The sequence below is a fragment of the Lapidilactobacillus salsurivasis genome (assembly GCF_054785215.1).
Window position 1 is genome coordinate 43,399 of sequence record NZ_BAAABI010000003.1, and the last position, 23,302, is coordinate 66,700.

Genomic DNA, 23,302 nt, shown 5'->3' on the forward strand with positions numbered 1-23,302 from the left:
GTTTTGACCTCAATCTTGCAAAATCACTTCGTCTGATACCCAACTTCGATTGCAGATAGGCTCAATTCTGCCCAGCAACCGGCTGGGACTGCGCGGCTCAGTGGTGAAATTGTCCTTGGCGGCTTTGCCGCTTAGGACAAGGCTCGATTTTGAGACAAGCCGCGGTTTTTGCGGATTGGCTCAAAACGACGCCCACCACGTTCCAGTCCGCAACAGCAGTCCCAGCCGGTTGCGCTCACGCGCAACACCCACCATACCCGCAATTAAGTGTAGAAAAAACCGTAAAAAAAGACTGCACCAATGACCAACAGCATTGGGCAGTCTAATCTTTGTCCGTCTGAACTCTCACCGATCAAAATGGAAGTTTGACGTTACCCCGAAAAGAAGTGGCCATGCTGTGACTTACTGTGCGATTATTTTTTCGATTTAACAACATGTCGCTTCCTTCTTTCTCCATTAATTTACACTTATTAAGTAATTTATCATAAAACGGCCAAATTGCCTAGTGTTTTTTTACCAAGCGTCATTTGACTGGGTGCTGGCGCTGAATAAGCAACGTTGAGCGCCAGTTCAGCCTGGATTCAGGCCGCTTCAATCTTGCTCGTCACCTGGCACATCGCGAAGGCCTAACGGAACAATAATCACGGAGAAAAGGGCGATCAGCGTCCCCGCGATGATAAAGATCGCGGGTGCCGCCAGCCGGTCAAACAGGAAGCCAAAGACTGCCGTTCCCAATGGAACCGCTACTTGCACAAAGGCATCAAGAAGTGAGAACACCTTGCCTTGTTGCTTGGGCTGAATTTGTTTTTGCATATAGGTGACTAGGGGGATCTTCCCGGTGACCAGAACCATCCCGATCAAAAGACTGATCAGAAAAATAAGAGCCGTAAAAACAACTAGTGGTGACGCGAACGCCTGGATAACTACCCCGTTGCTGGCAATTAAGATACCGCACACGATCCAGCTCAGAACAATCAAGGAGAGCTCTCTCCGCTTGAACTTTAGATAGGGCATTACCAGCGAAGCGATGATCATCCCCACCGGAACGGCGATCTCAATTAGTCCGATCGAGAGCGAATTACCCGACAGTTTCGTGAAGACGACATAGGGCAGCCCCACTGTCAGGCTAGACATCAAGAAATTGATCAAGAGCATCCCCAGCATCAAGAGCAGGACGACGTGTTCTTTCAGCAAATATTTGATTGTCTCCACAAATGTGGCGTTATTGGTCGATATTGAATCTGAATCTAAGTCGGTTGAACGGATACTTGGACGTTTAGAGTACGGTAGTTTTAGGAAAAAGATAATTGCGATGACTTCGCAGAACACCTCGAAACCCAAGAAGAGTTTGAGGTTGATAAACGAGTACGCGGCGCCCGCTAGGAGTGGCCCCATCATCGACGCGAATGAGCTCATTGACTGTTGTGTACTATTGTAATCGATCAGTTGTTCTTCCGAGGACACAATATAAACAGCAGAGGTCATCAACGTGCTGCCATAACTAATGTCGCTGATGTTGAGGAAAACGGTCAGAATGGAAACAGAGATCACACTGACTTGCCCACCCCACTGGAGAAAAAGACCAAAAACAAGCAAGGACACAATACTGACCAGCTGCGACCCAATGAGTAGCCTCCGTTTAGGAAAGCGGTCAACAATATAACCAATCAGTGGCGTGAGAATGATCGAGGTGACCGCGCCAACGACCAACACCGTGCTATACGCGGTGGCGCTGTTTGTTTTTGCTAAAATGCTTAGTGATAATGCAAATGTAAAGATGCTGCTGCCAAGCTCCGCAAATAAAACAGAGCCCATTAACAAAATTTTATTTTTACCCATTATGTTCCTCCCGGTGCCATTGCAAGAGCGTAGTTGTGATGCCTACTCAACTCTGCCATGGCGCTTTGACGGCTAGTGCTTTAGGCCGACCGATCTCACGACTCGCAAAAAGACTGGTGCAACCTGTGACGGAGTTCAACGTAATTATCATCAATCAGTCCGAAGTTAGTAGCTCCCAGCATGCGAAACCGGAATTTCAAAAAAGTCGTTGGACAACACAAAAAGGCCATCGTAAACACAGCGTTGCGTTTGCAGTAGCCTCAATAACCATTTTATTCTGAGTGATAAGGGGCTTGTTAACTAGCCTTTATCAAAGCAGTGGTAGGTGTTGAGGCGACGTTCAAAGTTGTCCTTAAATAGCTTCATAATTGCCACCTTCTTTCCCTTTCGCTTTCGGCCGCAGCCAGAGCGGCTGACCGCACCTTGATAAACCACTAAAAAGATATAAACACTGGGTGTCGCACACGGATAAAAACCTTTATTCTAGTAAAACCTTATTTCAAGAAGTCAAGACGAGTAAAGTTTCGTCAAAATCGCCGCTATTCTCCCCGACTGATTTTCCCAAGATCAGCTGACTGGTGCTCATGCTTGTTCGGACGGTTAACCCGAATCGAAATACCGACACCACTAGCATGATCATTACTTTCAAAGGCATTCCCGAAATCGATTTCACAGCCAATTATATTCTAAATCACAAATAATGTCTATGAGTTTTTCTAATAGAATTAAAAATATTTTTCCACTATTCAAATTCTGGCTCATTATCTCTTAATGTTAAGCAAATGGTGCGTCGCTTTTCCGTTAAGCCCAGCTCCGTCACAACAACGATTGCTGAATTTAACAGCATGCTGATCGTCATGTCAAACCAGAAGTCTAGCACCGCGTGAATTGATGTTTCTAAAGTGACTGATAACTGCTGCCTTTGTCCATCTTTCCCTGTATGCGAGGCGTAGATGCTTTTTTTGGCATCAAAAAAGTCTAGAATCCCTGGCGAAGAATCATTTTCCAACACCAAAAATTCTAGACCCATTTTTTTGAATAAATCGACCAACTTAATTGGCTCAATAGCCCGCCCCAGCAACGGCCCAGCCACCAACAAGCGACTTCAAGTTCGGCTGCGCTTAAAAAGGTCAAATTGCCTAGCGTTTTCGCTATTATTTTTCGAAAAAAGCGTTATAATAGAGTCGGTTAAAATAAAAGTTAGGAGGACTGAAGAAATGTTAAAAACGATTTCAACAAATTTCTCGGCGGCGCAGTTACAAAGGGATTGTCCTCAATTGGCCCATCGGATCGGAATTTTGATCAACACTTATCTGCAACCAGGTGAGTTTCATGATCCTTATGCCCTGAAGGTGCGGCGGTACACCATTGTTTTGAACCAAAATACCCAGCGGTTGGATCTCCGGTCGGCTTGGGATCTGGCGGAGGGTGAGCAACCGCTATTGACCTTGCGCGCCTTACTTGGTGAGGCGCCCTCAGTTGACCTGACCGAAGCGACGATCACCAAAATGTTGATGACGCAACTAAACGCGGTCTTGGCCCACTGAGCGGTCAATTTTCTGATCGAATTACCGATCGACTTACTGATCGAATTACTGATTGGATTGCTGACCGAATTACCGATTGGATAACTGGCCGGATCGCTGGCGAGCTTGGATCCACGCCTGTGATCCCACCCGCATGATACCACCAGCTGATCACGCTCACATCGTCACACCAACGTGATCACATTCAAATCACGCCCACAAAAAAACTGATTCGCCATTTCCGTTGGTTTAACAACAGAAATGGTTCGAATCAGTTTTTTCCTTTTTAAAGCGCGGCCGACAGATTGTTAACACAGGGGGGGAGGAAGTGTCTAACAGGTAATAAGAAGCGCGTAGCAGTCGGGGGGGACTGAAATCGCGATTTGTGGCCGCGTTTGGTAAAATGTAAAATATGTTGAAATCATGAAACGACGTTAAGCAGCGGTGTTTAGCAGTTCTTCACGCCGTCAGTCATCATTTTCTCTTTGAGTTCGGCAGTTGTCGGCGCTTGATAACGCGTAATGGAAACGGCGCTATCCAAGATGCCGCTGTTGTCGCGCAGAATCAAGAAACCGTTATGAAAATCTAACGCCAAACCATCCGTCAAGTACATCAACTCAGGCTTGCCCGTAAAGAAATGGAGACCCTGCTCATTGGTCAACGCTTGATCATAGCCATTTTCAGGTTGATCCACCAGAACCAACTGGAATTTAGCGCCGATCGTACAGGAGCCACCCATGTTTGAGAACTTGTTTGAGCCATCATCCAATGCTAGCAGCACCAGCTCATCCTTGGTAATTTTATTCGCCAAATAGGTTTGAGCCGCCTCTTTGATTTTGATTTCCATCCTAAATCACCTTGTCCTTTCAAAAAGGGTTGTGCACAACTCTTACTATTTCATTGTAACGGTCTTGTGCAGCGATTGCAATGGAACTGCTTAAAAAAAGTAAGCCGGCCGAGCGACGAAATGTCACTAATATCAAGGGTTGATCAACGTTTAACTATTTTTGGCAAGGAGATCGCGCCAACTAAATGCACAAATGCCGCTTCTTCACGCCAGCGCATCCACAAATAAATTGCTCAAAATGATCAACGCTACACAGGTGTATTTGCTTGCATTCGCTTGACCACTTACTTAAAATTAGTGGTGTAAACTGAAAGTGGAGGTAATTTTTATGACAAAAGTCGTTATTTTGGGCGCTAATGGTCAAATCGCCCGTTTAGCAACAGCCCAATTACTGGCTGACAAAAAAGTTGACCTGACCTTATTTTTACGGAACGCTGGCCGTTTAAAGAATGAAGCCACAGGCAACGCGGAAATCATCGAAGGCGACGCCACCAAAGAAGCCGATCTGACCAAAGCAATCACCGGCGCTGATGTGGTCTACGCCAACTTGGCTGGCGGGACGATCGAAGTGCAAGCGCGCAAAGTTGTGAATGTCATGGACAAATTAGGCGTGAAACGGTTGATCTGGATCTCAACTTTGGGGATTTACGACGAAGTTCCCGGTAAGTTCGGTGAATGGAATCATGAACAGCTGGATGAAGGTTACCTACCACTTTACGCGGCGGCGGCCGAACAAGTTGAGAAGTCCGACTTGGATTATACGATCGTGCGGCCAGCTTGGTTGGACAACAAAGATGAAATCGATTATGAATTGACGCAAAAGGGTGAGGACTTCAAAGGGACTGAAGTGTCACGGAAGAGTGTGGCCGCCTTTGTTAAGCGGCTGATCGATGATCCGACGGAGAATCTGCGGCACTCTGTGGGCATCAACAAGCCCAACACCGATGGCGACAAGCCGGCTTGGTATTAAAAGTATGATGCCCGCAGCTTGCGCTGCGAAATTCGGGGTGAGCTCGCTGTGGGCGTCACTTTGAGCTTCGCAAAACCCGCGAATCTCAAAGCTGAGCCTTATTCTAAGCGGCAAGCCGCTAAGAATAACGACACGGCGATCTCACCCCGAATTTCTCCGCTCCAGCCGCTCAACGTTTTAACAGTCGTTTGAGCACTCACGCCAGCTGGCAAGCTATGGCAAATTGATGAGGAGCCACGCAATTTACGGCCATGGTTAGTGGTCACCAGTTTTAAATTGGTGACACCAGTACAATTCGCCTGATGAACGAACCTACTTCTCAGTGAATCAACTGAATCGGTTGGCTTTCCATCCAAGGCTTGTTAAGGAAACAAGCAGAGATGTTCGGCCTATGCAAAATGTCTCAGCCTTCTAATCCAAATCCGTTGACATTGCCGTACCACCCCAAAAAAGTTGGAATTGTTTGACCACGACACTTGCAAATGCACTTCGTCAAATCCTTCGCCTATATTGCAGATAGGCTCAATTCTGCCTAGCAACCGGGTCGGGCCATGCGGCTCAGCAGTGAAATTATTCTTTGCGGCTTTGCCGCTTAGAATAAGGCTCGATTTGAAGACAAGCCGCGCACTTTGCGGATTGGCTTCAAACGACGCCCACTGCGTTCCAGCCGCACAAATGGCCCGACCCGGTTGCGCTCACGCGCAACACCCACCAAAAAACCTGCAATCAAGCGCAGAATAAAGAATCGAACCACATATTTTTCCAATCAATCACAGCAATACGCTTTACCAAAAAAAACCAAGGAAAGAGAAGGCTTTGACATGACAGAATACAAGTTTCTCGAACCATACAAGTTTTTGCATAAGGACATTACCCTGAAGAACCGCGTCGTCATTCCGCCAATGACGGAAACGATGGGCTTCCATGATGGTAGCGTCAGCGACGCCGAATTGAGTTATTACGGCACTCACACTGGCGGTGTCGGCATGTTCATCACCGCCGTGGCCAACGTTAACGATTTAGGCAAGGGATTTGAAGGTGAGCTCAGTGTCGCCGATGATCGCTTTATCCCCGGTCTGCGCAAGTTGGCCCATGCGATTCAGCAGAATGGCACCAAGGCTGTTTTGCAGATTTTTAGCGCTGGGCGGATGACCAATAGCCAGGTGCTCCGCGGTCAACAACCGGTTAGCGCCAGCGCGGTCGCAGCGTTGCGGGCAGGCTCGGAAACGCCCCGCGCGTTGTCCACAGAAGAAGTTTACGCGACGATTGCCGATTTCGGTCAGGCTGTGCGCCGGGCGATTCTGGCCGGTTTTGACGGGGTGGAGATTCACGGCGCCAACACTTACTTGATCCAGCAATTTTTCTCTCCCCATTCCAACCAACGGACCGACGAATTCGGGGGTTCTGTGGAGAAACGGATGACTTTCGCCTTGGATATTATTCGCGAAGTCAATCGGGTCGTGGACGAATATGCGACCAAGCCGTTCATTATCGGTTATCGGATCTCGCCTGAAGAAATCGAGAAGCCAGGGATCACGTTTGAGGACACCTTGAAGTTTATCGATGTGCTCAAGGATCAACCTCTGGATTATCTCCACGTTTCCATGGGCAGTGTTTGGCGCAAATCGCTGAACGATCCAAGCATCACCACCCCACTGAACGAGACGATCAAGGCGCACTTGGCTGGGAAAATGCCGCTGATCGTGGTCGGCGACCTGCAAACGCCTGCCGATGTGGAAAAAGCCGCTACAGCTTTCGATTTGGTCGCGATCGGCCGCCAGAGCTTGCGCGAACCACAATGGGTCCAAAAAGTCGAACATCATGACGAGCAAGCGATCCGCTACGCGATCTCGCCAGATGATTTAGACGAATTGGGCATCAAGCCGCCTTTCCTGCAAATTTTGATCGCCCTCAGCGGTGAAAACGGCATTCCACTGACAACTGCCAAGGATGTCAACCAAGCTGCCGCCAACGCTCGGATCGACCACTATCTTAGCGGCGGCAAATAGCGTTCAGACCAATTAACGCTTGAAAAAGTGCTATGTTAGTCAGCATTTAAAAAGTGCCAAAATCAAGCAAGCATTTAAGCAAACGCTGAAAATCCAAGCAAGCATTTAACACGCGCTAAGATTACTCCAGCATTTAAAAAAACGTCAAGACTAGTTGCTTGGCGTTTTTTGTCGGCGTTTGGACGTGAATGAATGGCGATAGCTAACCCTGGATCAGGCGCCGGTGATGGGTTCGTTGCCAACGCCTTCACGTTTTTTTCTAAAGGTGCAATGTCAAGAGTAATTCCGTGCCCGTGGATGCTTGATCGATGAAATTTAGTTTCTTGAGCAGCCCTAGCGAGGGCAAGTTAGCTCGAGCGACTTCGGCTTTGATTGTCGTGATGCCTTGCTCCTTGAGCCACTGGATTACCGCGCTGACCGCTTCAAAAGCGTAGCCGTGCCGCGCTTCGGTTCGGCGGATCGAATAGCCGAGCCAACAGCTATCATCCGCTTGTTTGAGATAAATGTCGCCCAACAACGCGCCGGTCTCGCCGGTCTCGCGGTTAATAATCGCCAGCTGGACGCCATTGGGCAAATCTTCGCCGCTCAGCAAAATGTCCGCGTAAGCCTGTTTCGTCAACCCTTTCAGGCCTTGATAACGCATCCACTCCAAATCATTGTGATAAGCCATAAAACTAGCGAGCTCACTTTCCTGAAAGCGACGAATCAGGCAGCGCTGGGTGTATATTTCCATGGGACTCTCTTTTCGCTGATTATTTGGTCGAACTAACCATATCAAATTTATCAGCTTTTTGCACATCTGGCGAAAAAGTGTCTTAATCCTAGCCAAACTGGTTGATTGGTATTATACTATATATATTGGAACCCCTTTCGAGGGTGATTCCGTGGAACCCCATTAATGGGTGATTCCTTAGAGAGTATCGGCTTGCCCGGTGCTCTCTTTTTTAGTGGTTTTATTTCAAGTCCTTATAACGAACCGCAGCACAGGATTAATTGCGGGAAACTTAGTGTTGACAATTAGTCAGTTGATGCGCTAAACTGGGCGTATTATAAATGTCGAAATGAGGGATCATGCCGTTGAGAATCTAAATTAATTCAAAACAACAGTTGAGCTAAACAGTCTTGTTGAACAACAAGGGGGTTCTCTGTGCGTTTTTGGATCGATTTAGTGCTCAAGGGTGTGGTCTCTTTTTGTGTCCAATTTGCCACAATAAAACCTTGCTAGCATGATCCCTGCGCAGACTGATTGGTGATTACTGCCTGTAGGGAGATTGGCCGCAGCTTACGCTGCGAAATTCGGGGCGAGCTCGCTGTGGGCGCTGTTTTGAGCCAATCCGCAAAGTGCGCGGCTTGTCTCAAAATCAGGCCTTGTCCTAAGCGGCAAAGCCGCCAAGGACAATTTCACGGCGATCTCACCCCGAATTTCTCCGCTCCAGCCGCTCAACGTTTTAACAGCCGGTTGAGCACTCACGCCGACTGGCAAGCTATTGCTAATTGATGGGGAACCACGCAATTGACGGCCGTGGTTAGTGGTCACCAGCTTTAAATTGGCGACACCAGTACAACCTGCTTGATGAACTAGGACATGATCTTGATGAATCAGTTGAATTGGTCGTCACTCAAGGATTGTTTAGGAAACAGGTAAAGATATTCAACCAATGCAAACTGTCCCAACCAACAAATCCGAATTCGTTGGCATTGCCGTACCACCCTAAAAGGGTGATTGTTTGACCTCTAGCTTGCAAAACCACTTTGCCTAATACCCAACTTTGATTGCAGATAGGCTCAATTCTGTTCAGCAACCGGCTGGGACTGCGCGGCTCAGTGGTGAAATTGTCCTTGGCGGCTTTGCCGCTTAGGACAAGGCTCGATTTGAAGACAAGCCGCGTACTTTGCGGATTGGCTTCAAACGATGCCCACCACGTTCCAGTCCGCAACAGCAGTCCCAGCCGGTTGCGCTCACGCGCGACACCCATCACAACTGCAATCAAACGAACATTAATAAATAGAATCGCATTTTTCAAAAAGTATCCCGAGGTGATCAATCTATGTCCAAAATTGAAATCAAAGACCTAACCTTCGGCTACGATCAACAAGGCACGCTCTTGTTTGACCACGCCGACTTAAATTTAGAATCGACCTGGAAACTAGGCCTGATCGGACGCAACGGCCGGGGGAAAACGACCCTGCTGAAGTTGTTGCAACATCAGCTCCCTTTTTCTGGGCAAATCAACCAACCGCTGAATTTCGTTTACTTTCCGCAAACGATCGCCGACCCAACACATTTGACTTACCAATTGATTGAGAGCCTGTCGCCCAGCGAATTGTGGGAGGTCCAGCGGGAATTGAACTTGTTGCAAGTGGATGAAGGCGTGCTGTGGCGGCCTTTTGCTGACCTGTCTGGCGGCGAGCAGACGAAGGTTTTGTTGGCGTTGTTGTTCACGGATACGACCAACTACCCGCTGATCGACGAACCGACCAATCACTTGGATCTGCAAAGTCGCCAACAAGTCGCCCGCTATTTGCGCCAGAAACAGCAGGGGTTCATTGTGGTCAGTCACGATCGTCATTTCATTGATGAAACGACCGACCATATTTTGGCCATTGATAAGGCCAAGTTGACCTTGATGCAAGGGAATTTCAGCAGTTACGAGCAGCAAAAGCGGCAACAAGATGATTACGAACAGGCGCAAAATAGCAAACTTAAAAAGGATATCGGACGCTTGCGCCAAACCGCGGCGGAAAAGGCGGCCTGGTCCCATTCCCGTGAGAAAGACAAATACGGGCAACAACACGTCAAAAACAGTGGCGCGATCGGCGATACCGGCTTTATCGGCGCCCGCGCCGCCCGGACGATGAAACGGTCGAAGAATCTCCAACATCGGATGGAAACAGAGATCAGCGAAAAAGAGACGCTCCTGAAAAATATCGAATATATTGATCCCTTGGGCATTAATTTTCAACCGACTTTTCGCAAGAACTTGTTGACAGTGAAAAATTTCCAATTGAGCTATGAAAAGGATCAGCCTTTATTTCAACCGGTCAGTTTCCAATTGGAGCGCGGCCAACAATTGGCGCTGGTCGGTCCCAACGGCGTGGGTAAATCGTCATTGATCCGCACACTTTTAGGCGAGTTCCGCGGTATCCGTAGCGGTGAATTCCAAATGTCAAATCAGCTCAAGATCAGTCGGGTGCGGCAGGATTATCAAGATAACCGCGGTTCGCTGGCCGACTTCGCTGAATCGCAGCGCTTGGATTACCAGCTGTTCTTGAATAACCTGCATAAGCTGGGCTTGCCGCGCAACGCCTTTTCCAGTCGAATCGAGCAGTTGAGCATGGGCCAGCAGAAGAAAGTCGAGTTGGCCAAATCCCTAGCGCAACCGGCGGAACTGTATTTATGGGATGAGCCGCTGAATTATTTGGACGTTTTCAATCAGGAACAATTGGAACAACTGATCGCCGATTTTCAGCCCACCTTATTGTTGATCGAACATGACCAGGACTTCATCGCCCACGTCACCGACCAAGTCATCCAGCTTCGCCCGCAATCCTAGCGCGGCGGACGGGGCCAATGTACCGACCACCGCTCCCAATCCTGAGCCGATCTACCTGATCCAAAGCCGATCTAATCGAATTTTCTGATATAGAACAGTCTGGCCTAATAGCCCGAACTGTTCTGTTTTCTGTACCAAAAATATTTTCTCGCAACTTTTCAAAGGTGCCACACGCGACTATCTTTCTGAAATATGCGGCTTGTTGCCAGCCTATTTACAGAAATAGTCGTGATCATTCGGCTGGGTCAGCATTCTAAAAGCGCTGATTTTCCCCTGTACCAGTGGATTTCAAACGCTTTACATCTGTTTTCATTCGTTCTAGGATGAAGTTGTCAGAACCTGAACAAATTTGAAAGAGATGTTGAAAATGGCTAAGTTAGCGACGACAGCAATCAGCGCGCCCAGTGTCGACGACGCGATCAACCAATTGGTCAGCCGTGGGGTGGTGGCCTTCAAGCAATATCAGAATTACGATCAGACGCAAGTGGACGCGATCTGCGCCGCGATCGTGCGCACCGCGATCCGGCACGCCAAGGAATTGGCCTTTCTCGCCTACAAGGAGACCGGGCGAGGCAACGCTGAGGATAAAGCGATCAAGAATATTTATGCCAGTCAATACATTTGGAATGAGATCAAAGACGACCAAACCGTAGGCGTGATCAGTCGCGACGGCCACAATGGTTTGGAGAAAATCGCAGAACCACTAGGGGTGATTGCCGGGGTAACGCCGGTGACCAATCCCACTTCCACAGTGATTTTCAAGATTTTGCTGGCTTTGAAAACGCGGAACGCGATTATTTTCGGCTTGCATCCCCAAGCTCAAGAATGCGGCAGCGCCACCTGTCAACTTTTGGCCACGGCGGCGGTCAACGCGGGAGCGCCGGCGAATTTGATCCAGTGGATTCAGCAACCAAGCATTGCGGCCACATCCGCGTTGATGAACCATCCGCAAGTCAACTTGGTCTTGGCCACCGGCGGCCCCAGCATGGTCAAAGCCGCCTATTCCACCGGCAAACCAGCGATGGGTGTCGGCCCCGGCAACGCGCCGGCCTACATTGAGAAAACCGCCAACATCGCCAACGCCGTCGCTGACATCATCATGTCGAAGACTTTCGACAATGGCATGATCTGCGCCTCGGAAAACAGCATTGTCGTCGATCGCGACGTTCTCGAAGCGGTCAAACAAGAATTTCAGCGGCAAGGCGCCTTTTTCGTGGCGCCAGCCGACGTGGCCAAGTTAAGCGCCACCGTGATCGATCCGGCGCGCCACACCGTCCGCGGCCCGATCGCCGGACAAAGCGCCACCCGTATCGCTGACTTGGCCGGTATCAAAGTCCCCGCGAACACCAAATTGTTGATTGGCGAAATCGCCGGCATCGGCCCCAACTATCCCCTTTCCGGAGAAAAGTTGTCCCCGGTTTTGTCCATGTATGTGGCCAATAATCAGCAAGCCGCCTTCAGTATTTGCCTGGGACTGTTGAATTACGGCGGCTTAGGCCACACTGCCGTCGTCCACTCCCAAGACAACGATTTGATCGAACGCTTTGGCGCCATGATGCCCGCTTGCCGGATCCTGGTCAACACCCCTGGCTCCCTAGGCGGCATCGGCGGTCTCTTCAACAAGCTGACCCCTTCCCTGACTTTAGGCACCGGTTCCTACGGCAAAAACTCGATCTCCCACAATTTGACCGACTTCGATTTGTTGAATATCAAAACCGTCGCCCGGGCAACCCGGCGGCCCCACGAATTGATCAACGAGATCCGCGATGTTTTACACGAATATTAGGAGAACACAGCCGCTTAAGCGACTGCAGTAATTGTCGCCTTGGCAAAAAACCTCCCAGCATACTAAAGCACATTTTAGTATGCTGGGAGGTTTTTCTAGGGAGAACAGCTTTGACCCAGACTTTTGCGTTGCGGCGCAGCACTGACGCTCGCCTAAAATTTTGAATGATCCGACTTTGAACGCCGCCATTCGATTTCTTGGGCGGTCGTTTTTTACAACCTTGGTGTTAGCCACTCACGGCCAACCCTAATTAGGCAAGGCCAGCGCTTGCAACATTTTCCGCTGGACCGTGGGCAAGGCCGCCGTGGGGAAATCTGCCGCCGCGAACCAACGGCCGGGCAAATTGGCCAAATCGGGCACCTGCGGCAACTCCGCCGTCAATAAGTGCAATTGCCACTGCCGGTGGGTAAAGGTGTGCTTGACCAGCGGCAAACGCGGATCACGCAGCGGGAGTGGTGTCGGCCACCCACTCACCGCCTGCCACGCCGTCGTCACCGCCGCCAATAACGCCTGTTCGCTAGCAACAGTTTTTTCTGATTGGGTTTGCGACAGCTGACTTTGTCCGGACTGGTCTCCTTGATTTGTGCTCAACAGCTCATCTTGATCCAACAAGGGGAACAGCCACAACCGCGCCAACATCCCCGTGGTCGGCCGCTGCAACAAGAGCCACCCCGCCGGACTATGGATCGCCAAGGCGAAATAATGCTGGACCACCGGCCGGGCTTTTTTCTGGCGCACGGGATATTGCAAACTCGTCCCTGCCGCCGCGCTGGCATCAAAACGGCGCAAAGGTGACTGGGCCTCATCTGGATTCTTGGCGGTCATGTAACGGGTGCCGATGTCCATGATCGCCTGATTGAAATCGCCCGGGCGCGCCGGGTCGATCAAGCGGGCGATGATCGCGCTGAATACCAAGCGCGTCTGCGGCTTGGTGATATCCAAGTCGATTTCCAACAAACGGGCAAAGACGCGAAAAGCATTGCCATCCACTGCCGGCACTGCCTCACCGAAAGCAATACTTGCGATCGCGCCGGCAGTATAGGGCCCAACGCCAGCCAGATCGACCAATTCGGCGGCTGTGCGCGGCCAAACACCGGCGTAGTCATGCACCAATTGTTGCGCCGCCTTTTGCAAGTTACGGGCCCGGGAATAGTAGCCCAACCCTGACCATAATTGCAACAATTGTTCTTCCGGCACCGTCGCCAAATCTTGAATCGTCGGTAGCGCCGCCAAAAAGCGTTGGTAGTATGGGATCACGGTTTGTACTTGGGTTTGTTGCAACATGATTTCACTCAAGAGGATATGATACGGCTCTTGATCTTGGCGCCAAGGCAGGTCGCGGCCCTCGGTGTCGTACCAGCGCAACAATGTCTGGCGGAACGCGGCGATTTTTTCGGGTGACCAGGTCAAATAATGGTCGGCCAAACTTTCTATGGTTGCTCTTGCTACGGTTGCTTGTGTCTTACTCATTTTCTGCTGCCCCACTTCTCTTGAATACTGCGCTAAGCGTACCCGAATTTTCCGCCTTTTGCAAAAAAACTGGTGTGGTTGGGACTGCTTATTCTGGTTTAAAGTAGATTGGCCGCAGCTTGCGCTGCGAAATTCGGGGTGAGCTCGCTGTGGGCGCTGTTTTGAGCCAATCCGCAAAATGCGCGGCTTGTCTCAAAATCAGGCCTTGTCCTAAGCGGCAAAGCCGCCAAGGACAATTTCACGGCGATCTCACCCCGAATTTCTCCGCTCCAGCCGCTCAACGTTATAACAGCCGTTTGAGCACTCACGCCATTTGGCAAGCTATTGTCAATTGATGGGGAGCCACGCAATTGACGGCCGTGGTTAGTGGTTACCAGCTTTAAATTGGTGACACCAGGACAGTCAGTCTGATGAACTGAGGCAAGTTCTTGGTGAATCTGGAAGAATTCGGTGAAAACGGTGTCCTAGTACGCTTCAAGCCCCAGTAATTAAAAAATAATTTTAGCGTTTATGGGCGATCCAGTCGAGATAATCCCACAATTGGGTGGTCAATATCTGAATAATTAATCTCCGTCGCGTGATTGCGCTCCGTGATTCTTGCCAAAATTAGAATCGCGATCAGCTTGTTAATCCTGATCGACTAGGCTTGGATCAATGATCTCGCCGTTCAAAGCAACGTCATCATTAGAATAACGTTGATATTGACATTAATCTCATAACAATTATAATAGAAATCAATAAGTACTTGGGATTCACCCACTTAGAACCGCGGATGCAGGACAATAAGGAGGTAACGACGAATGAACACGACGGATTGTAGCAGCGATACAGTGACCTACCTGTATCATTTACCGATGCGGAAAGAATATGAGAACGTCGCTAAAGTCAAAACGACCAGTTGTACCGTACACACTAAGAAGTGTGTGGTTCACTGTCGCGACTAGTTTCGGACACAAATTTCAGAATTGGTTCCAAGCTGAATTGTCACCAACGATTCAGCTTTTTTGCTATCTTCATTTGACTTGCCATTTTTCTATCACGAATGGATCGCCGTCCTCATAATAGTCAACCCACGCCCGCAAATCCAAGAAGCGCGACAAGACCGGCTGATAACGAAAACGCCCCGCTCCCCACATTTCCGCCCATGCAAAAACTCCTCTCCAGCCAGATAAGCTTTGATTATTTGCTTATCTGGCCAGCGAGGAGGATGGTTCTGATTGAGTGGTCGCGATTTTTGTCACTGAACGCGAACCGCAAACCCCGTTATGGACGCGGCACGTCATTACCCAAGGCAGTGAAGCGTGGGTTGTCGCGGCCGGCTTCGCGTTCTTGGTCGATGGCCTTTTGGGCGGCGAGGTTGAGGTAATTGAACGGATAGTCGAAGTTGGGTTGGAACAGCATGTCCACGTAGGCCAAATCATCAATGGTGTTGTCGTTTTGGATCGCCAAGGAGATGGTATTGGCGGATTGGGCGATCTCGTGTTTACTGATCAATTGACAGCCGAGGATGCGGCGGGTTTCTTGGTCATAGATCAGGACGATCTTGATTTTGTCGGTGGTGGGCATGTAAGTTGGGCGCCACGTGTCTTCATAAATGATTTGTTGCGCTTTGAAGCCGTTGCGCAGCGCGTATTTGTAAGTCAGGCCAGTGGTGGCGATGCTGTAATCGAACAGTTGCAGCGCCGATGTGGCTTGCGTGCCCATGTAAGGCATGGTGTTGCCGAAGATGTTCGTCGCCGCTAAGACCGCTTGCCGAATCGCGTTGGTGGCTAATGGCGTGTACGCCGGCCGACCGGTGGGATTGAAGCGGACGGCGCAACTGTCTCCCGCCGCGTAAATATCTGGGTTGGACGTCTGCATGAATTTATTGGTCAAAAGCGCGCCATGCCGATCCATCTGCACTTGATTGCGCAACAACGTCGTGCTCGGCACAAAACCCGTACAAACAATCGCCAAATCAGCGCTGAAAGCCTCACCTGACATAGTCTTGATCAACAGGTCGCCCTTTTCGTCGCTGGTGAATTCTGAAACGCGCTGGTTCAAGTGGATCTCCACTTGGTGCGCCTCCAACAATTCCGTGACCTTAGCGGAAATTTCTGGGCCGATGTAGTGGTGCATCACCTGCGCGCCTGAGGTCAGTAACAACACTTCATGGTTGGTCTGGGCGTAGCTTTCGGTAATCTCGGTGCCCGAATAACCAGCGCCAATCACGGCGATCCGATGATTATGCTGGGCAGTTTCGTAGATTTCTTGTGCCTGTTGGAAATTTTTGCACAAAAGTACCTTGGATTCGTCGATCCCGGAAAGTGGCGGAACCGCCGCGGTTGAACCGGTACACATAATCAACTTATCATAAGAGTCATCGATCATTTCCCCCGTCTTGATGTTGACGGCGCGCAGGCGTTTGCTGACGGTGTTGATGCTGAGAACATTATGATGGGTCCGGATATCCGCGCCTTGTTGCTGCAATTCTTCCAGCGACGAATAGAACATGTCTTCCAAGTTCTTAACCTTACCCCCCAGGTATAGGTAAATCCCACAGGAAAGAAACGAAATATCATCATTTCGCTCATAGATCGTCACTTCTGTTTCTGGATGTGTTTTCAAAATCTGCGCCGCTGCGATCGTTCCCGCATGCGTGCAGCCGACAATTACAACTTTCATTTTGGATCCCCCTCTGGCGAATTGGTCTAACCGGCTTGCGCGTAGCGGCCCTAATTCTTGCCGCGTTTTGGCCAAACTTGGGTCAATCAATTCCCCGTTCTTACTTTTTGTAGTACAATTATCTTTAGTATACCGCATTCCGCGCAAACGTGGATAGACTTATTATACCCTATCAACAGGGTTGACGATTGGGGGAGCTATTATGTATCGCTATTTTATCCAACCGCAATTCAACAAATTCGCCAATTCTGTTTTCGGCTATGAAATGCTGATTCGCAAATGGGGCGGCGACCGCTGGCAATTGCCCAAGGACTTCGCCTCGATCCCGATCGCGATCCAAACCGATCTGTTGCGCAAAGTCGGGCAGGAGTTAGCGCTCAAGGTGGAATCGATCTCCTTTAATTTGAACCGCACTCAGTTTATTAATGATGACATCAGCGCTGCCTTGATCGCGACCCAGCATCAAATCTATCCGATCGTGCTCACCGTCGAAGTGACCGAGGAACCCACTGACCGCGTGGGGGTGGCCCAACTCCTGCCGAAAATCGTCGAATATAATGACCACGGCATCGAGATCAGCTTGGACGACGTGGCCACTGGGGTCAACACGTTGGATCACATCGAGCCGCTACTGCCCTTTGCCGCCGAGATCAAAGTCGCGATGCAGAACTTCCGGGCCGAACACCGCGAGAACGAAATCAGCGCCCAGTTGCAACAATGGATCGCCATCGCCAAGGAATACCAACTCCGCCTGATTTTGGAAGGCGTGGAAAATGACGCCGAAGATGAAATGGCCGACGACTATGGCATCGCGATCCGCCAAGGCTATTTCTACGGCAAGCCCCATCTATTCAAGCTGCGCGAGGACGACCTGACCAACGACCAGCTTCGTAGCTAAGCTTAGGTGGCTGGGCGGTGTGTGTGGTTCTATGTTGGCCGCAGCTTGCGCTGCGAAATTCGGGGTGAGCTCGCTGTGGGCGCTGTTTTGAGCCAATCCGCAAAGTGCGCGGCTTGTCTCAAAATCAGGCCTTGTCCTAAGCGGCAAAGCCGCCAAGGACAATTGGTTCTTTCTAAACTTTGGCGAAGACGCGATCAACACTGATATAGCAGCTTTCATGACGACGAATAAATACGCCAACTAAATTAATTGGAGCGATAGGAAATAAATGGCCACATCAAGCCAACCTATTATCTAATGTTGCGTGTTGCAATTTCTCAAATTCCGGAAGCAAGCCTCTCGATTATCGAGAAATTTTCAGGCCATTCGCCAAACGTTAGAAAGAACCGGACAATTTCACGGCGATCTCACCCCGAATTTCTCCGCTCCAGCCGCTCAACGTTTTAACAGTCGTTTGAGCACTCACGCCAATTGGCAATCTATTGCCAATTGATGGGGATCCCCGCAATTGATGGCCGTGGTTAGTGGGTACCAGCTTTAAATTGGTGACACCAGTGCAGTCTGTCTGATGAACAGACCAGATTCTCGATGAATCTGCCACATCGGTCGGTTTCCAACCAGAATCCGTTCAAGTGCGATAATGATGTTCAGCTCACACAATGTGTCCCGATCTCCTAATCCAAATCCGTTGGCATTGCTGTACCACTCCAAAATTGGTAATTGTTTTGACCTCTCGCTTGCAAAACCACTTCGTCAGATACCCAACTTCGATTGTAGATGAGCTCGATTCTGCCTAGCAACCGCCTCAGGACGTGTGGCTCAGCGGTGAGATTATTCTTAGCGATTTATCGCTTAGAATAAGGCCTGATTTTGAGACAAGCCGCCGGGCTTGCGGATTGGCTCAAAACAGTGCCCACCGCGTTCCAGCCACGACAAACGTCCTGAGGCGGTTGCGTTCCCATCCAAACCCTACCACACCGGCAATCAAGCACGGATCAGTTGGTATTGCCGTACCACCAAAAAAGGGACGATTGTTTTGACCTCTACCTTGCAAAAGCACTTCGTCAAATCCTTCACCTTGATTGCAGATCAGCTCAATTCTGCCTAGCAACTATTTTGGCGGCTGGGCTTTGCTTCCAGAAGCCTGGCGTAGTTAAGCGGAAAAGTCAGTTGTGTGGAACACGTTTCAATAGCGCACAACTAATGACCTTGGCTAGTGGGGCTCAGTTCGATCTAGGCGACATCACTAAACAATCATCAGCGTCAGTCCCCAATTGTTACTGGGAACTGGCTTTTTTTGTTGGCGCCTCGATCGTCATTTTCCGGAAAACAGGCGGCAAAAATTGCCTGAGAATATCACAAGGCTAACTGTTTCTTATGGGATTGAAGGCTGACCGCCTGGCTAGACAAGAAATTAAGGCCTATCGGTTTATTTCACTAACTCATCGACTTGAATCATGCGATACTTTGCTTGAATCCAAGAATCAACCCACTGGAGATGAGCAAAGTGAAAACTCTCAAAGCTTGCTGGCAACATTTTCCGGTCACTCTAATCTACGTGGTTGTCGGCTTGCTGGCAATTTTAGCGCCACTGGTCAGCGGTCTTGGTTCGAGCCAAATCAACCGCATACTCGGAGGGACGATCAATGAATTAGGACAACATCAATTTTATCGTTTGATCACCGCGACTTGGCTTTACACCGGGCATTGGGGCTGGTGGAAATTATTGGTGTGCGGTCTGTTAGTGTTGATCGGCGAAGATTATTTAGGTCACCGCACCATCGCCTGGCTGGTTCCCGTCACCGGCATCCTCTCCAGCCTTGGATTGGCCGGTTTGCGCTTCGCCTTACAGGACGCGCTACGGCCACGGCGGCATCCCCTGAACGATCCTTATTTCGACTACGCCAGCCTCCGCACGCTTCAAGTTGGCGCCACCCCCGTGATTTGCGCCTTATGCCTCTTCCTGCTGCTCATGTGGAGCTTTCAAAATCTTCCCCCGCAACGGCTAGGTAAGCTGAGCGGGCTGATCAAGGGCTTGATCGGCGGGCTGCTTTTGGTTAATTTGTTGCCCGCGTTGCTAGCGGCCCCGCTGTTTCACCACCCCTACCAACTTAGCACGATCACTCAGATCATTGGTTTTAGCGTGGGCCTATTGTTGTACTTAGGCACTAGTTTGGTGTGGCATTGGCAACATTTGAGTCCAATGGCGAAAAAAATAGCTTTGATTGCAGTTGTGATGGGTTTGGGTGTGGACGCAACCGCCTCAGGACGTTTGTCGTGGCTGGAAACGTGTTCACCGACCCAGCTCCCTGCGCTTAGCTACGCAATTGTTCCGGAAGCAAAGTACGGCTTCCAAAACAATTGCTAGGCTAATGCTCAGGAGCTACCCGGGTCGGTTCACACTCTGTTTCGAACGCGGTGGGCATCGTTTGAAGCCAATTCCAAAAGCGGGAATTGTCTTCAAATCGAGCCTTGTCCTAAGCGGCAAAGCCGCAAAGGACAATTTCACCGCTGAGCCACACGTCCTGAGGCGGTTGCTAGGCAGAATTGAGCTTATCTGCAATCGAAGCGAAGGATTTAACGAAGTGGTTTTGCAAGCTAGAGGTCAAACAGTTGCCCATTTTTTTGGTGGTACAGCAATGCCAACGGATTGGGATTAGTAGGTCGGTACAGTTTGCATTGATTGGACATCTTTACCTGTTCCCTAGACAATTCACGGGTGGAAATCGACCGATTCAGCTGAGTCATCAAGAACTTACCTTGGTTCATCTGACAGACTGCGCCGGTGTCACCAATTTGAGGCTGGTAACCACAAGCCACGGTCGTCAATTGCGTGACTCCCCATCAATTGACCATAGCTTGCCAATTGGCGAGAGTGCTCAACCGGCTGTTATAACGTTGAGCGGCTGGAGCGGAGAAATTCGGGGTGAGATCGCCGTGAAATTGTCCTTGGCGGCTTTGCCGCTTAGGACAAGGCCTGATTTTGAGACAAGCCGCGCACTTTGCGGATTGGCTCAAAACAGCGCCCACAGCGAGCTCACCCCGAATTTCGCAGCGCAAGCTGCGGCCATCATACTTTTACAAAAACAAGCAAATTCCGCAAGTTTAGCGTCAGAAAAGGTTATACTAAAGGCAGTTACACTTGGAAAAAGTTAGGAGGATGTTTCATGGTAGCAACAATCAAATTAGGTCAATCGACGGTCAACGCTACCCCATTAGGCTTAGGCACCAATGCGGTGGGCGGTCACAATCTTTTCCCAGGATTAGACGATGAAACGGGCCGGGCGATTGTCCGCGCCGGCCTGGATAATGGCATCAATTTATTGGACACGGCCTTCGCGTACGGGCTCGGCGCTTCGGAAACCCTGATCGGCGAGGCAATCAAGGGTTATGACCGCAGCAAAATCGTCATCGCCACCAAGGCAGCCCAGCATGTCCACGCCGATGGGACGATGACCATCGACAATTCACCCGCTTTTCTGAAGCAAGCGGTGGCGGAAAGTTTGCAACGGCTCCAAACAGATTACATCGATTTGTTCTACATTCATTTTCCCGATGAGCATACCCCGAAGGATGAAGCGGTCCAAGCCCTGAACGAACTGAAACAAGCAGGCAAGATCCGAGCGATCGGGGTGTCCAACTTCTCGCTGGCTCAATTAAAAGAGGCCAATCAGGATGGCCTAGTCGATGTGGATGAAGAGCAATATAGCCTGCTCCACCGCGACCAAGAAACGGAGCGCTTCGCTTACTTGCAAGCTCACCAAATTTCGTTTGTGCCTTTCTTCCCACTAGCGTCAGGATTACTGACCGGCAAGTATCACGAGGCCGTTAGTTTCCCCGCCGATGATATTCGCCATGATAATCCTGATTTTCAGGGCGCTCGTTTTGCGCAGATCATCGCGCAGATCTACCAATTGACGCCGATCGCGGCGGCGCACCAAGCGACGATTGCCCAAGTTGTGCTGGCTTGGTACATCCAGAATCCCGCCATCGCCGTGGTTATCCCCGGCGCTAAACGGGTCAAGCAGGTCGTCAGCAATGCCCACGCGCTTAAAATCAATTTGAGCGCCGCTGAGTATCAACAGATCGATCAAATTTTCCGCTGATCGTTAATGCCCAGCAATATCAAAATAGCCCATTACCTTTCGACTTCACGCCATGGCGTCTATCGGGGTAACGGGCTGTTTTTTACTTGTTCGAAAAGTATGAGGGCTACGCTAAAAGTAGATTGGCCGCAGCTTGCGCTGCGAAATTCGGGGCGAGCTCGCTGTGGGCGTCACTTTGAGCTTCGCAAAGCCCGCGAATCTCAAAGCTGAGCCTTATTCTAAGCGGCAAAGCCGCTAAGAATAACGACACGGCGATCTCACCCCGAATTTCTCCGCTCCAGCCGCTCAACGTTTTAACAGCCGTTTGAGCACTCACGCCGACTGGCAAGCTATCGCCAATTAATGGGGGAGTCACGCAATTGACGACCGTGGTTAGTGGTTACAAGCTTTAAATTGGTGACACCAGTGCAGTCTGTTTGATGAACTCGAGCAGAATCTTGACGAATCAACTGAATAGATCGGTTTTCCACTCGTGGATTGTTAAAAAAACGAGTGGAGATGTTCAGCCTACGCAAAGTATACCGGTCTCCTAATCCAAATCCGTTGGCCTTGCCGTACCACTCAAAAAGGGCGATTGTTTGACCGCTTACTTGCAAATGCAGTTCGTCAAATACTCAACTTCGATTGCAGATAGGCTCAATTCTGCCTAGCAACCGCCTCAGGACGTGTGGCTCAGCGGTGAGATTATTCTTAGCGATTTATCGCTTAGAATAAGGCTCGATTTGAAGACAATTCCCGCTTTTGGAATTGGCTTCAAACGATGCCCACCGCGTTCCAGCCACGACAAACGTCCTGAGGCGGTTGCGTCCCCATCCAAACCCACCACACCCGCTACACCGGCGTGCTTCCGGCGGCGGTGATCACCCGCGCTTTCACGCTGGTCACCCCGATATTTTCCCGCAATAAACGGGCATAGATCGTGGCCATGGCCGGCAACGGTTCGGCGCCGCTAAAGGAATAAACCACGCTCATCAGCGGCTGGATCGCAGTGTCAAAATTGACCGCGGCGCGGCGGCTGTCAATGGTGGGATTGCCGAAAGGGCCGACCGAATCGAACAGCGTGGGCAACGCAGCAATGTTGATCTGACCTTTGCCGATCCCGGCGTAGGTTGAGCCCCCGCTGGCGCCGGGCGCCACGTGATCGATCCAGATAAGGCATTCAGATTATACGAGCCGATGGAAAAACCGCTGAAGATCGACATCAGATTATTGATCTCGACCACATTATTGATCTGATAAACTTCTTGGCCCTTGACCAACCGGCGCAACATCGCCTCGGCGGTATTGCGGTAACTGGCCTGCGCTTTGCCTAAAGCCCGATAAGCCGCGCGGGTCGCGGCGATCTGGGGCATCTGGGCGATCACTGGTAGATCCAAGCGCGCCGCTTGCTTCGCGCCCAATTTGATGAACTTGGCTTGTAACGCTGGTGAGCTGAAGGTGACTTCAGCTTGATAATCCAGCACCAACAAGCTGGCCTTGGGGACGACCTGAGTCAATTCAGGCGCGATCGTGATTTCCATAAAAAACCGCCCACTTTCTTTTTTTAACTGCCCACTCTTGATTGACAAGCAAGCAGAAACTAATATTTATATTATACCACCCACCCCGACCGCGCCGTGCATTTCTGCCGGCA

At 50.2% G+C, this 23,302-nt stretch carries 29 protein-coding genes; 14 read left to right on the forward strand and 15 right to left on the reverse strand.

Annotated elements, in window-relative coordinates:
* Window positions 1-49 precede the first annotated feature (49 nt).
* Window positions 50-304 carry a hypothetical protein gene (locus tag ACYVSB_RS04210; RefSeq protein WP_461218537.1) on the forward strand — a complete coding sequence of 85 codons (255 nt, stop codon included), beginning with the start codon at window positions 50-52 and terminating at the stop codon, window positions 302-304.
* A 287-nt stretch (window positions 305-591) separates the two neighbouring features.
* On the opposite strand, the gene ACYVSB_RS04215 is transcribed toward ACYVSB_RS04210, so the two are convergent.
* On the reverse strand, window positions 592-1,839 hold the full coding sequence (locus tag ACYVSB_RS04215; RefSeq protein WP_461218538.1) for an MFS transporter: 1,248 nt from the start codon (window positions 1,837-1,839) through the stop codon (window positions 592-594).
* Window positions 1,840-2,581: 742 nt separating this feature from the next.
* The gene (locus ACYVSB_RS04220) at window positions 2,582-2,920 is read right to left on the reverse strand and encodes a hypothetical protein (RefSeq protein ID WP_461218539.1); all 339 of its coding nucleotides are present in this window, start codon (window positions 2,918-2,920) and stop codon (window positions 2,582-2,584) included.
* 136 nt (window positions 2,921-3,056) lie between these two features.
* On the opposite strand from ACYVSB_RS04220, the gene ACYVSB_RS04225 reads away from it, so the two are divergent.
* Window positions 3,057-3,386 (forward strand): hypothetical protein, encoded by a 330-nt coding sequence (locus ACYVSB_RS04225; protein ID WP_461218540.1) that lies wholly within the window; start codon window positions 3,057-3,059, stop codon window positions 3,384-3,386.
* Window positions 3,387-3,813: 427 nt separating this feature from the next.
* Here the strand turns inward: ACYVSB_RS04225 and ACYVSB_RS04230 are convergent, their stop codons facing one another.
* Window positions 3,814-4,212, reverse strand: coding sequence for an iron-sulfur cluster biosynthesis family protein (locus tag ACYVSB_RS04230; protein ID WP_461218541.1), 399 nt, complete (start codon window positions 4,210-4,212; stop codon window positions 3,814-3,816).
* Between the two features lie 328 nt (window positions 4,213-4,540).
* On the opposite strand from ACYVSB_RS04230, the gene ACYVSB_RS04235 reads away from it, so the two are divergent.
* Entirely contained in the window at window positions 4,541-5,182 is a 642-nt protein-coding gene (locus ACYVSB_RS04235) for an SDR family oxidoreductase (RefSeq protein WP_461218542.1), read from the forward strand.
* 98 nt (window positions 5,183-5,280) lie between these two features.
* Here ACYVSB_RS04235 and ACYVSB_RS04240 read toward each other — a convergent pair whose 3' ends face one another.
* Window positions 5,281-5,448, reverse strand: coding sequence for a hypothetical protein (locus ACYVSB_RS04240; protein WP_461218543.1), 168 nt, complete (start codon window positions 5,446-5,448; stop codon window positions 5,281-5,283).
* A 298-nt stretch (window positions 5,449-5,746) separates the two neighbouring features.
* On the opposite strand from ACYVSB_RS04240, the gene ACYVSB_RS04245 reads away from it, so the two are divergent.
* Window positions 5,747-5,923: a hypothetical protein gene (locus ACYVSB_RS04245; protein ID WP_461218544.1), complete on the forward strand. Its 177-nt coding sequence runs from the start codon at window positions 5,747-5,749 to the stop codon at window positions 5,921-5,923.
* 80 nt (window positions 5,924-6,003) lie between these two features.
* Entirely contained in the window at window positions 6,004-7,191 is a 1,188-nt protein-coding gene (locus ACYVSB_RS04250) for an NADH-dependent flavin oxidoreductase (protein WP_461218545.1), read from the forward strand.
* A gap of 259 nt (window positions 7,192-7,450) precedes the next feature.
* On the opposite strand, the gene ACYVSB_RS04255 is transcribed toward ACYVSB_RS04250, so the two are convergent.
* The 3 genes from ACYVSB_RS04255 to ACYVSB_RS04265 all read right to left on the reverse strand — a co-directional run bounded on the left by ACYVSB_RS04255 (window position 7,451) and on the right by ACYVSB_RS04265 (window position 9,215).
* Window positions 7,451-7,924, reverse strand: coding sequence for a GNAT family N-acetyltransferase (locus ACYVSB_RS04255; RefSeq protein WP_461218546.1), 474 nt, complete (start codon window positions 7,922-7,924; stop codon window positions 7,451-7,453).
* Between the two features lie 549 nt (window positions 7,925-8,473).
* Window positions 8,474-8,728 (reverse strand): hypothetical protein, encoded by a 255-nt coding sequence (locus tag ACYVSB_RS04260; RefSeq protein ID WP_461218547.1) that lies wholly within the window; start codon window positions 8,726-8,728, stop codon window positions 8,474-8,476.
* A gap of 82 nt (window positions 8,729-8,810) precedes the next feature.
* Window positions 8,811-9,215, reverse strand: coding sequence for a hypothetical protein (locus ACYVSB_RS04265; protein ID WP_461218548.1), 405 nt, complete (start codon window positions 9,213-9,215; stop codon window positions 8,811-8,813).
* A 24-nt stretch (window positions 9,216-9,239) separates the two neighbouring features.
* Between ACYVSB_RS04265 and abc-f the strand changes: the two genes are divergently transcribed.
* Both abc-f and ACYVSB_RS04275 read left to right on the forward strand, forming a co-directional pair.
* A complete protein-coding gene (gene abc-f, locus ACYVSB_RS04270) occupies window positions 9,240-10,745 on the forward strand; it encodes a ribosomal protection-like ABC-F family protein (RefSeq protein WP_461218549.1) in 1,506 nt (501 codons plus the stop codon).
* Between the two features lie 367 nt (window positions 10,746-11,112).
* Window positions 11,113-12,531 (forward strand): aldehyde dehydrogenase family protein, encoded by a 1,419-nt coding sequence (locus ACYVSB_RS04275; protein ID WP_461218550.1) that lies wholly within the window; start codon window positions 11,113-11,115, stop codon window positions 12,529-12,531.
* Window positions 12,532-12,777: 246 nt separating this feature from the next.
* Here the strand turns inward: ACYVSB_RS04275 and ACYVSB_RS04280 are convergent, their stop codons facing one another.
* A complete protein-coding gene (locus ACYVSB_RS04280; protein ID WP_461218551.1) occupies window positions 12,778-14,001 on the reverse strand; it encodes an A/G-specific adenine glycosylase in 1,224 nt (407 codons plus the stop codon).
* A gap of 98 nt (window positions 14,002-14,099) precedes the next feature.
* On the reverse strand, window positions 14,100-14,351 hold the full coding sequence (locus ACYVSB_RS04285; protein ID WP_461218552.1) for a hypothetical protein: 252 nt from the start codon (window positions 14,349-14,351) through the stop codon (window positions 14,100-14,102).
* 450 nt (window positions 14,352-14,801) lie between these two features.
* Here ACYVSB_RS04285 and ACYVSB_RS04290 point away from each other — a divergent pair, with 450 nt between their 5' ends.
* A complete protein-coding gene (locus tag ACYVSB_RS04290) occupies window positions 14,802-14,945 on the forward strand; it encodes a hypothetical protein (protein WP_461218553.1) in 144 nt (47 codons plus the stop codon).
* A gap of 319 nt (window positions 14,946-15,264) precedes the next feature.
* Here the strand turns inward: ACYVSB_RS04290 and ACYVSB_RS04295 are convergent, their stop codons facing one another.
* Entirely contained in the window at window positions 15,265-16,665 is a 1,401-nt protein-coding gene (locus ACYVSB_RS04295; protein ID WP_461218554.1) for an FAD-dependent oxidoreductase, read from the reverse strand.
* A 202-nt stretch (window positions 16,666-16,867) separates the two neighbouring features.
* On the opposite strand from ACYVSB_RS04295, the gene ACYVSB_RS04300 reads away from it, so the two are divergent.
* The gene (locus ACYVSB_RS04300; RefSeq protein WP_125601762.1) at window positions 16,868-17,563 is read left to right on the forward strand and encodes an EAL domain-containing protein; all 696 of its coding nucleotides are present in this window, start codon (window positions 16,868-16,870) and stop codon (window positions 17,561-17,563) included.
* On the opposite strand, the gene ACYVSB_RS04305 is transcribed toward ACYVSB_RS04300, so the two are convergent.
* Entirely contained in the window at window positions 17,513-17,782 is a 270-nt protein-coding gene (locus ACYVSB_RS04305) for a hypothetical protein (protein ID WP_461218555.1), read from the reverse strand. The two genes, ACYVSB_RS04300 and ACYVSB_RS04305, sit on opposite strands and share 51 nt — an antisense overlap.
* A 157-nt stretch (window positions 17,783-17,939) precedes the next feature.
* The gene (locus ACYVSB_RS04310; RefSeq protein ID WP_461218556.1) at window positions 17,940-18,164 is read right to left on the reverse strand and encodes a hypothetical protein; all 225 of its coding nucleotides are present in this window, start codon (window positions 18,162-18,164) and stop codon (window positions 17,940-17,942) included.
* 211 nt (window positions 18,165-18,375) lie between these two features.
* Here ACYVSB_RS04310 and ACYVSB_RS04315 point away from each other — a divergent pair, with 211 nt between their 5' ends.
* From ACYVSB_RS04315 to ACYVSB_RS04335, 5 genes are all read left to right on the forward strand, one after another.
* The gene (locus tag ACYVSB_RS04315; protein WP_461218557.1) at window positions 18,376-18,603 is read left to right on the forward strand and encodes a hypothetical protein; all 228 of its coding nucleotides are present in this window, start codon (window positions 18,376-18,378) and stop codon (window positions 18,601-18,603) included.
* Window positions 18,604-19,070: 467 nt separating this feature from the next.
* Window positions 19,071-19,931, forward strand: a complete 861-nt coding sequence (locus ACYVSB_RS04320) for a hypothetical protein (RefSeq protein ID WP_461218558.1) — start codon at window positions 19,071-19,073, stop codon at window positions 19,929-19,931.
* Window positions 19,932-19,992: 61 nt separating this feature from the next.
* Window positions 19,993-20,223 carry a hypothetical protein gene (locus tag ACYVSB_RS04325; RefSeq protein WP_461218559.1) on the forward strand — a complete coding sequence of 77 codons (231 nt, stop codon included), beginning with the start codon at window positions 19,993-19,995 and terminating at the stop codon, window positions 20,221-20,223.
* Between the two features lie 136 nt (window positions 20,224-20,359).
* Entirely contained in the window at window positions 20,360-20,719 is a 360-nt protein-coding gene (locus tag ACYVSB_RS04330; protein ID WP_461218560.1) for a hypothetical protein, read from the forward strand.
* A gap of 11 nt (window positions 20,720-20,730) precedes the next feature.
* Window positions 20,731-21,669: an aldo/keto reductase gene (locus ACYVSB_RS04335; RefSeq protein WP_461218561.1), complete on the forward strand. Its 939-nt coding sequence runs from the start codon at window positions 20,731-20,733 to the stop codon at window positions 21,667-21,669.
* A 106-nt stretch (window positions 21,670-21,775) separates the two neighbouring features.
* Here the strand turns inward: ACYVSB_RS04335 and ACYVSB_RS04340 are convergent, their stop codons facing one another.
* The 3 genes from ACYVSB_RS04340 to ACYVSB_RS04350 all read right to left on the reverse strand — a co-directional run bounded on the left by ACYVSB_RS04340 (window position 21,776) and on the right by ACYVSB_RS04350 (window position 23,189).
* Entirely contained in the window at window positions 21,776-22,024 is a 249-nt protein-coding gene (locus ACYVSB_RS04340; protein WP_461218562.1) for a hypothetical protein, read from the reverse strand.
* Window positions 22,025-22,500: 476 nt separating this feature from the next.
* Window positions 22,501-22,635, reverse strand: coding sequence for a hypothetical protein (locus ACYVSB_RS04345; RefSeq protein WP_461218563.1), 135 nt, complete (start codon window positions 22,633-22,635; stop codon window positions 22,501-22,503).
* Between the two features lie 5 nt (window positions 22,636-22,640).
* Window positions 22,641-23,189: a phenylalanine--tRNA ligase beta subunit-related protein gene (locus ACYVSB_RS04350; RefSeq protein ID WP_461218564.1), complete on the reverse strand. Its 549-nt coding sequence runs from the start codon at window positions 23,187-23,189 to the stop codon at window positions 22,641-22,643.
* Window positions 23,190-23,302 lie beyond the last annotated feature (113 nt).

Excerpts from the sequence above, each read along its gene's own strand:
- ACYVSB_RS04215 (WP_461218538.1), bottom strand. The coding sequence starts at position 1,839 with ATGGGTAAAAATAAAATTTTGTTAATGGGCTCTGTTTTATTTGCGGAG.
- ACYVSB_RS04225 (WP_461218540.1), top strand. The coding sequence starts at position 3,057 with ATGTTAAAAACGATTTCAACAAATTTCTCGGCGGCGCAGTTACAAAGG.
- ACYVSB_RS04230 (WP_461218541.1), bottom strand. The coding sequence starts at position 4,212 with ATGGAAATCAAAATCAAAGAGGCGGCTCAAACCTATTTGGCGAATAAA.
- ACYVSB_RS04235 (WP_461218542.1), top strand. The coding sequence starts at position 4,541 with ATGACAAAAGTCGTTATTTTGGGCGCTAATGGTCAAATCGCCCGTTTA.
- ACYVSB_RS04250 (WP_461218545.1), top strand. The coding sequence starts at position 6,004 with ATGACAGAATACAAGTTTCTCGAACCATACAAGTTTTTGCATAAGGAC.
- ACYVSB_RS04255 (WP_461218546.1), bottom strand. The coding sequence starts at position 7,924 with ATGGAAATATACACCCAGCGCTGCCTGATTCGTCGCTTTCAGGAAAGT.
- abc-f (WP_461218549.1), top strand. The coding sequence starts at position 9,240 with ATGTCCAAAATTGAAATCAAAGACCTAACCTTCGGCTACGATCAACAA.
- ACYVSB_RS04275 (WP_461218550.1), top strand. The coding sequence starts at position 11,113 with ATGGCTAAGTTAGCGACGACAGCAATCAGCGCGCCCAGTGTCGACGAC.
- ACYVSB_RS04280 (WP_461218551.1), bottom strand. The coding sequence starts at position 14,001 with ATGAGTAAGACACAAGCAACCGTAGCAAGAGCAACCATAGAAAGTTTG.
- ACYVSB_RS04290 (WP_461218553.1), top strand. The coding sequence starts at position 14,802 with ATGAACACGACGGATTGTAGCAGCGATACAGTGACCTACCTGTATCAT.
- ACYVSB_RS04295 (WP_461218554.1), bottom strand. The coding sequence starts at position 16,665 with ATGAAAGTTGTAATTGTCGGCTGCACGCATGCGGGAACGATCGCAGCG.
- ACYVSB_RS04300 (WP_125601762.1), top strand. The coding sequence starts at position 16,868 with ATGTATCGCTATTTTATCCAACCGCAATTCAACAAATTCGCCAATTCT.
- ACYVSB_RS04305 (WP_461218555.1), bottom strand. The coding sequence starts at position 17,782 with ATGAAAGCTGCTATATCAGTGTTGATCGCGTCTTCGCCAAAGTTTAGA.
- ACYVSB_RS04335 (WP_461218561.1), top strand. The coding sequence starts at position 20,731 with ATGGTAGCAACAATCAAATTAGGTCAATCGACGGTCAACGCTACCCCA.
- ACYVSB_RS04350 (WP_461218564.1), bottom strand. The coding sequence starts at position 23,189 with ATGGAAATCACGATCGCGCCTGAATTGACTCAGGTCGTCCCCAAGGCC.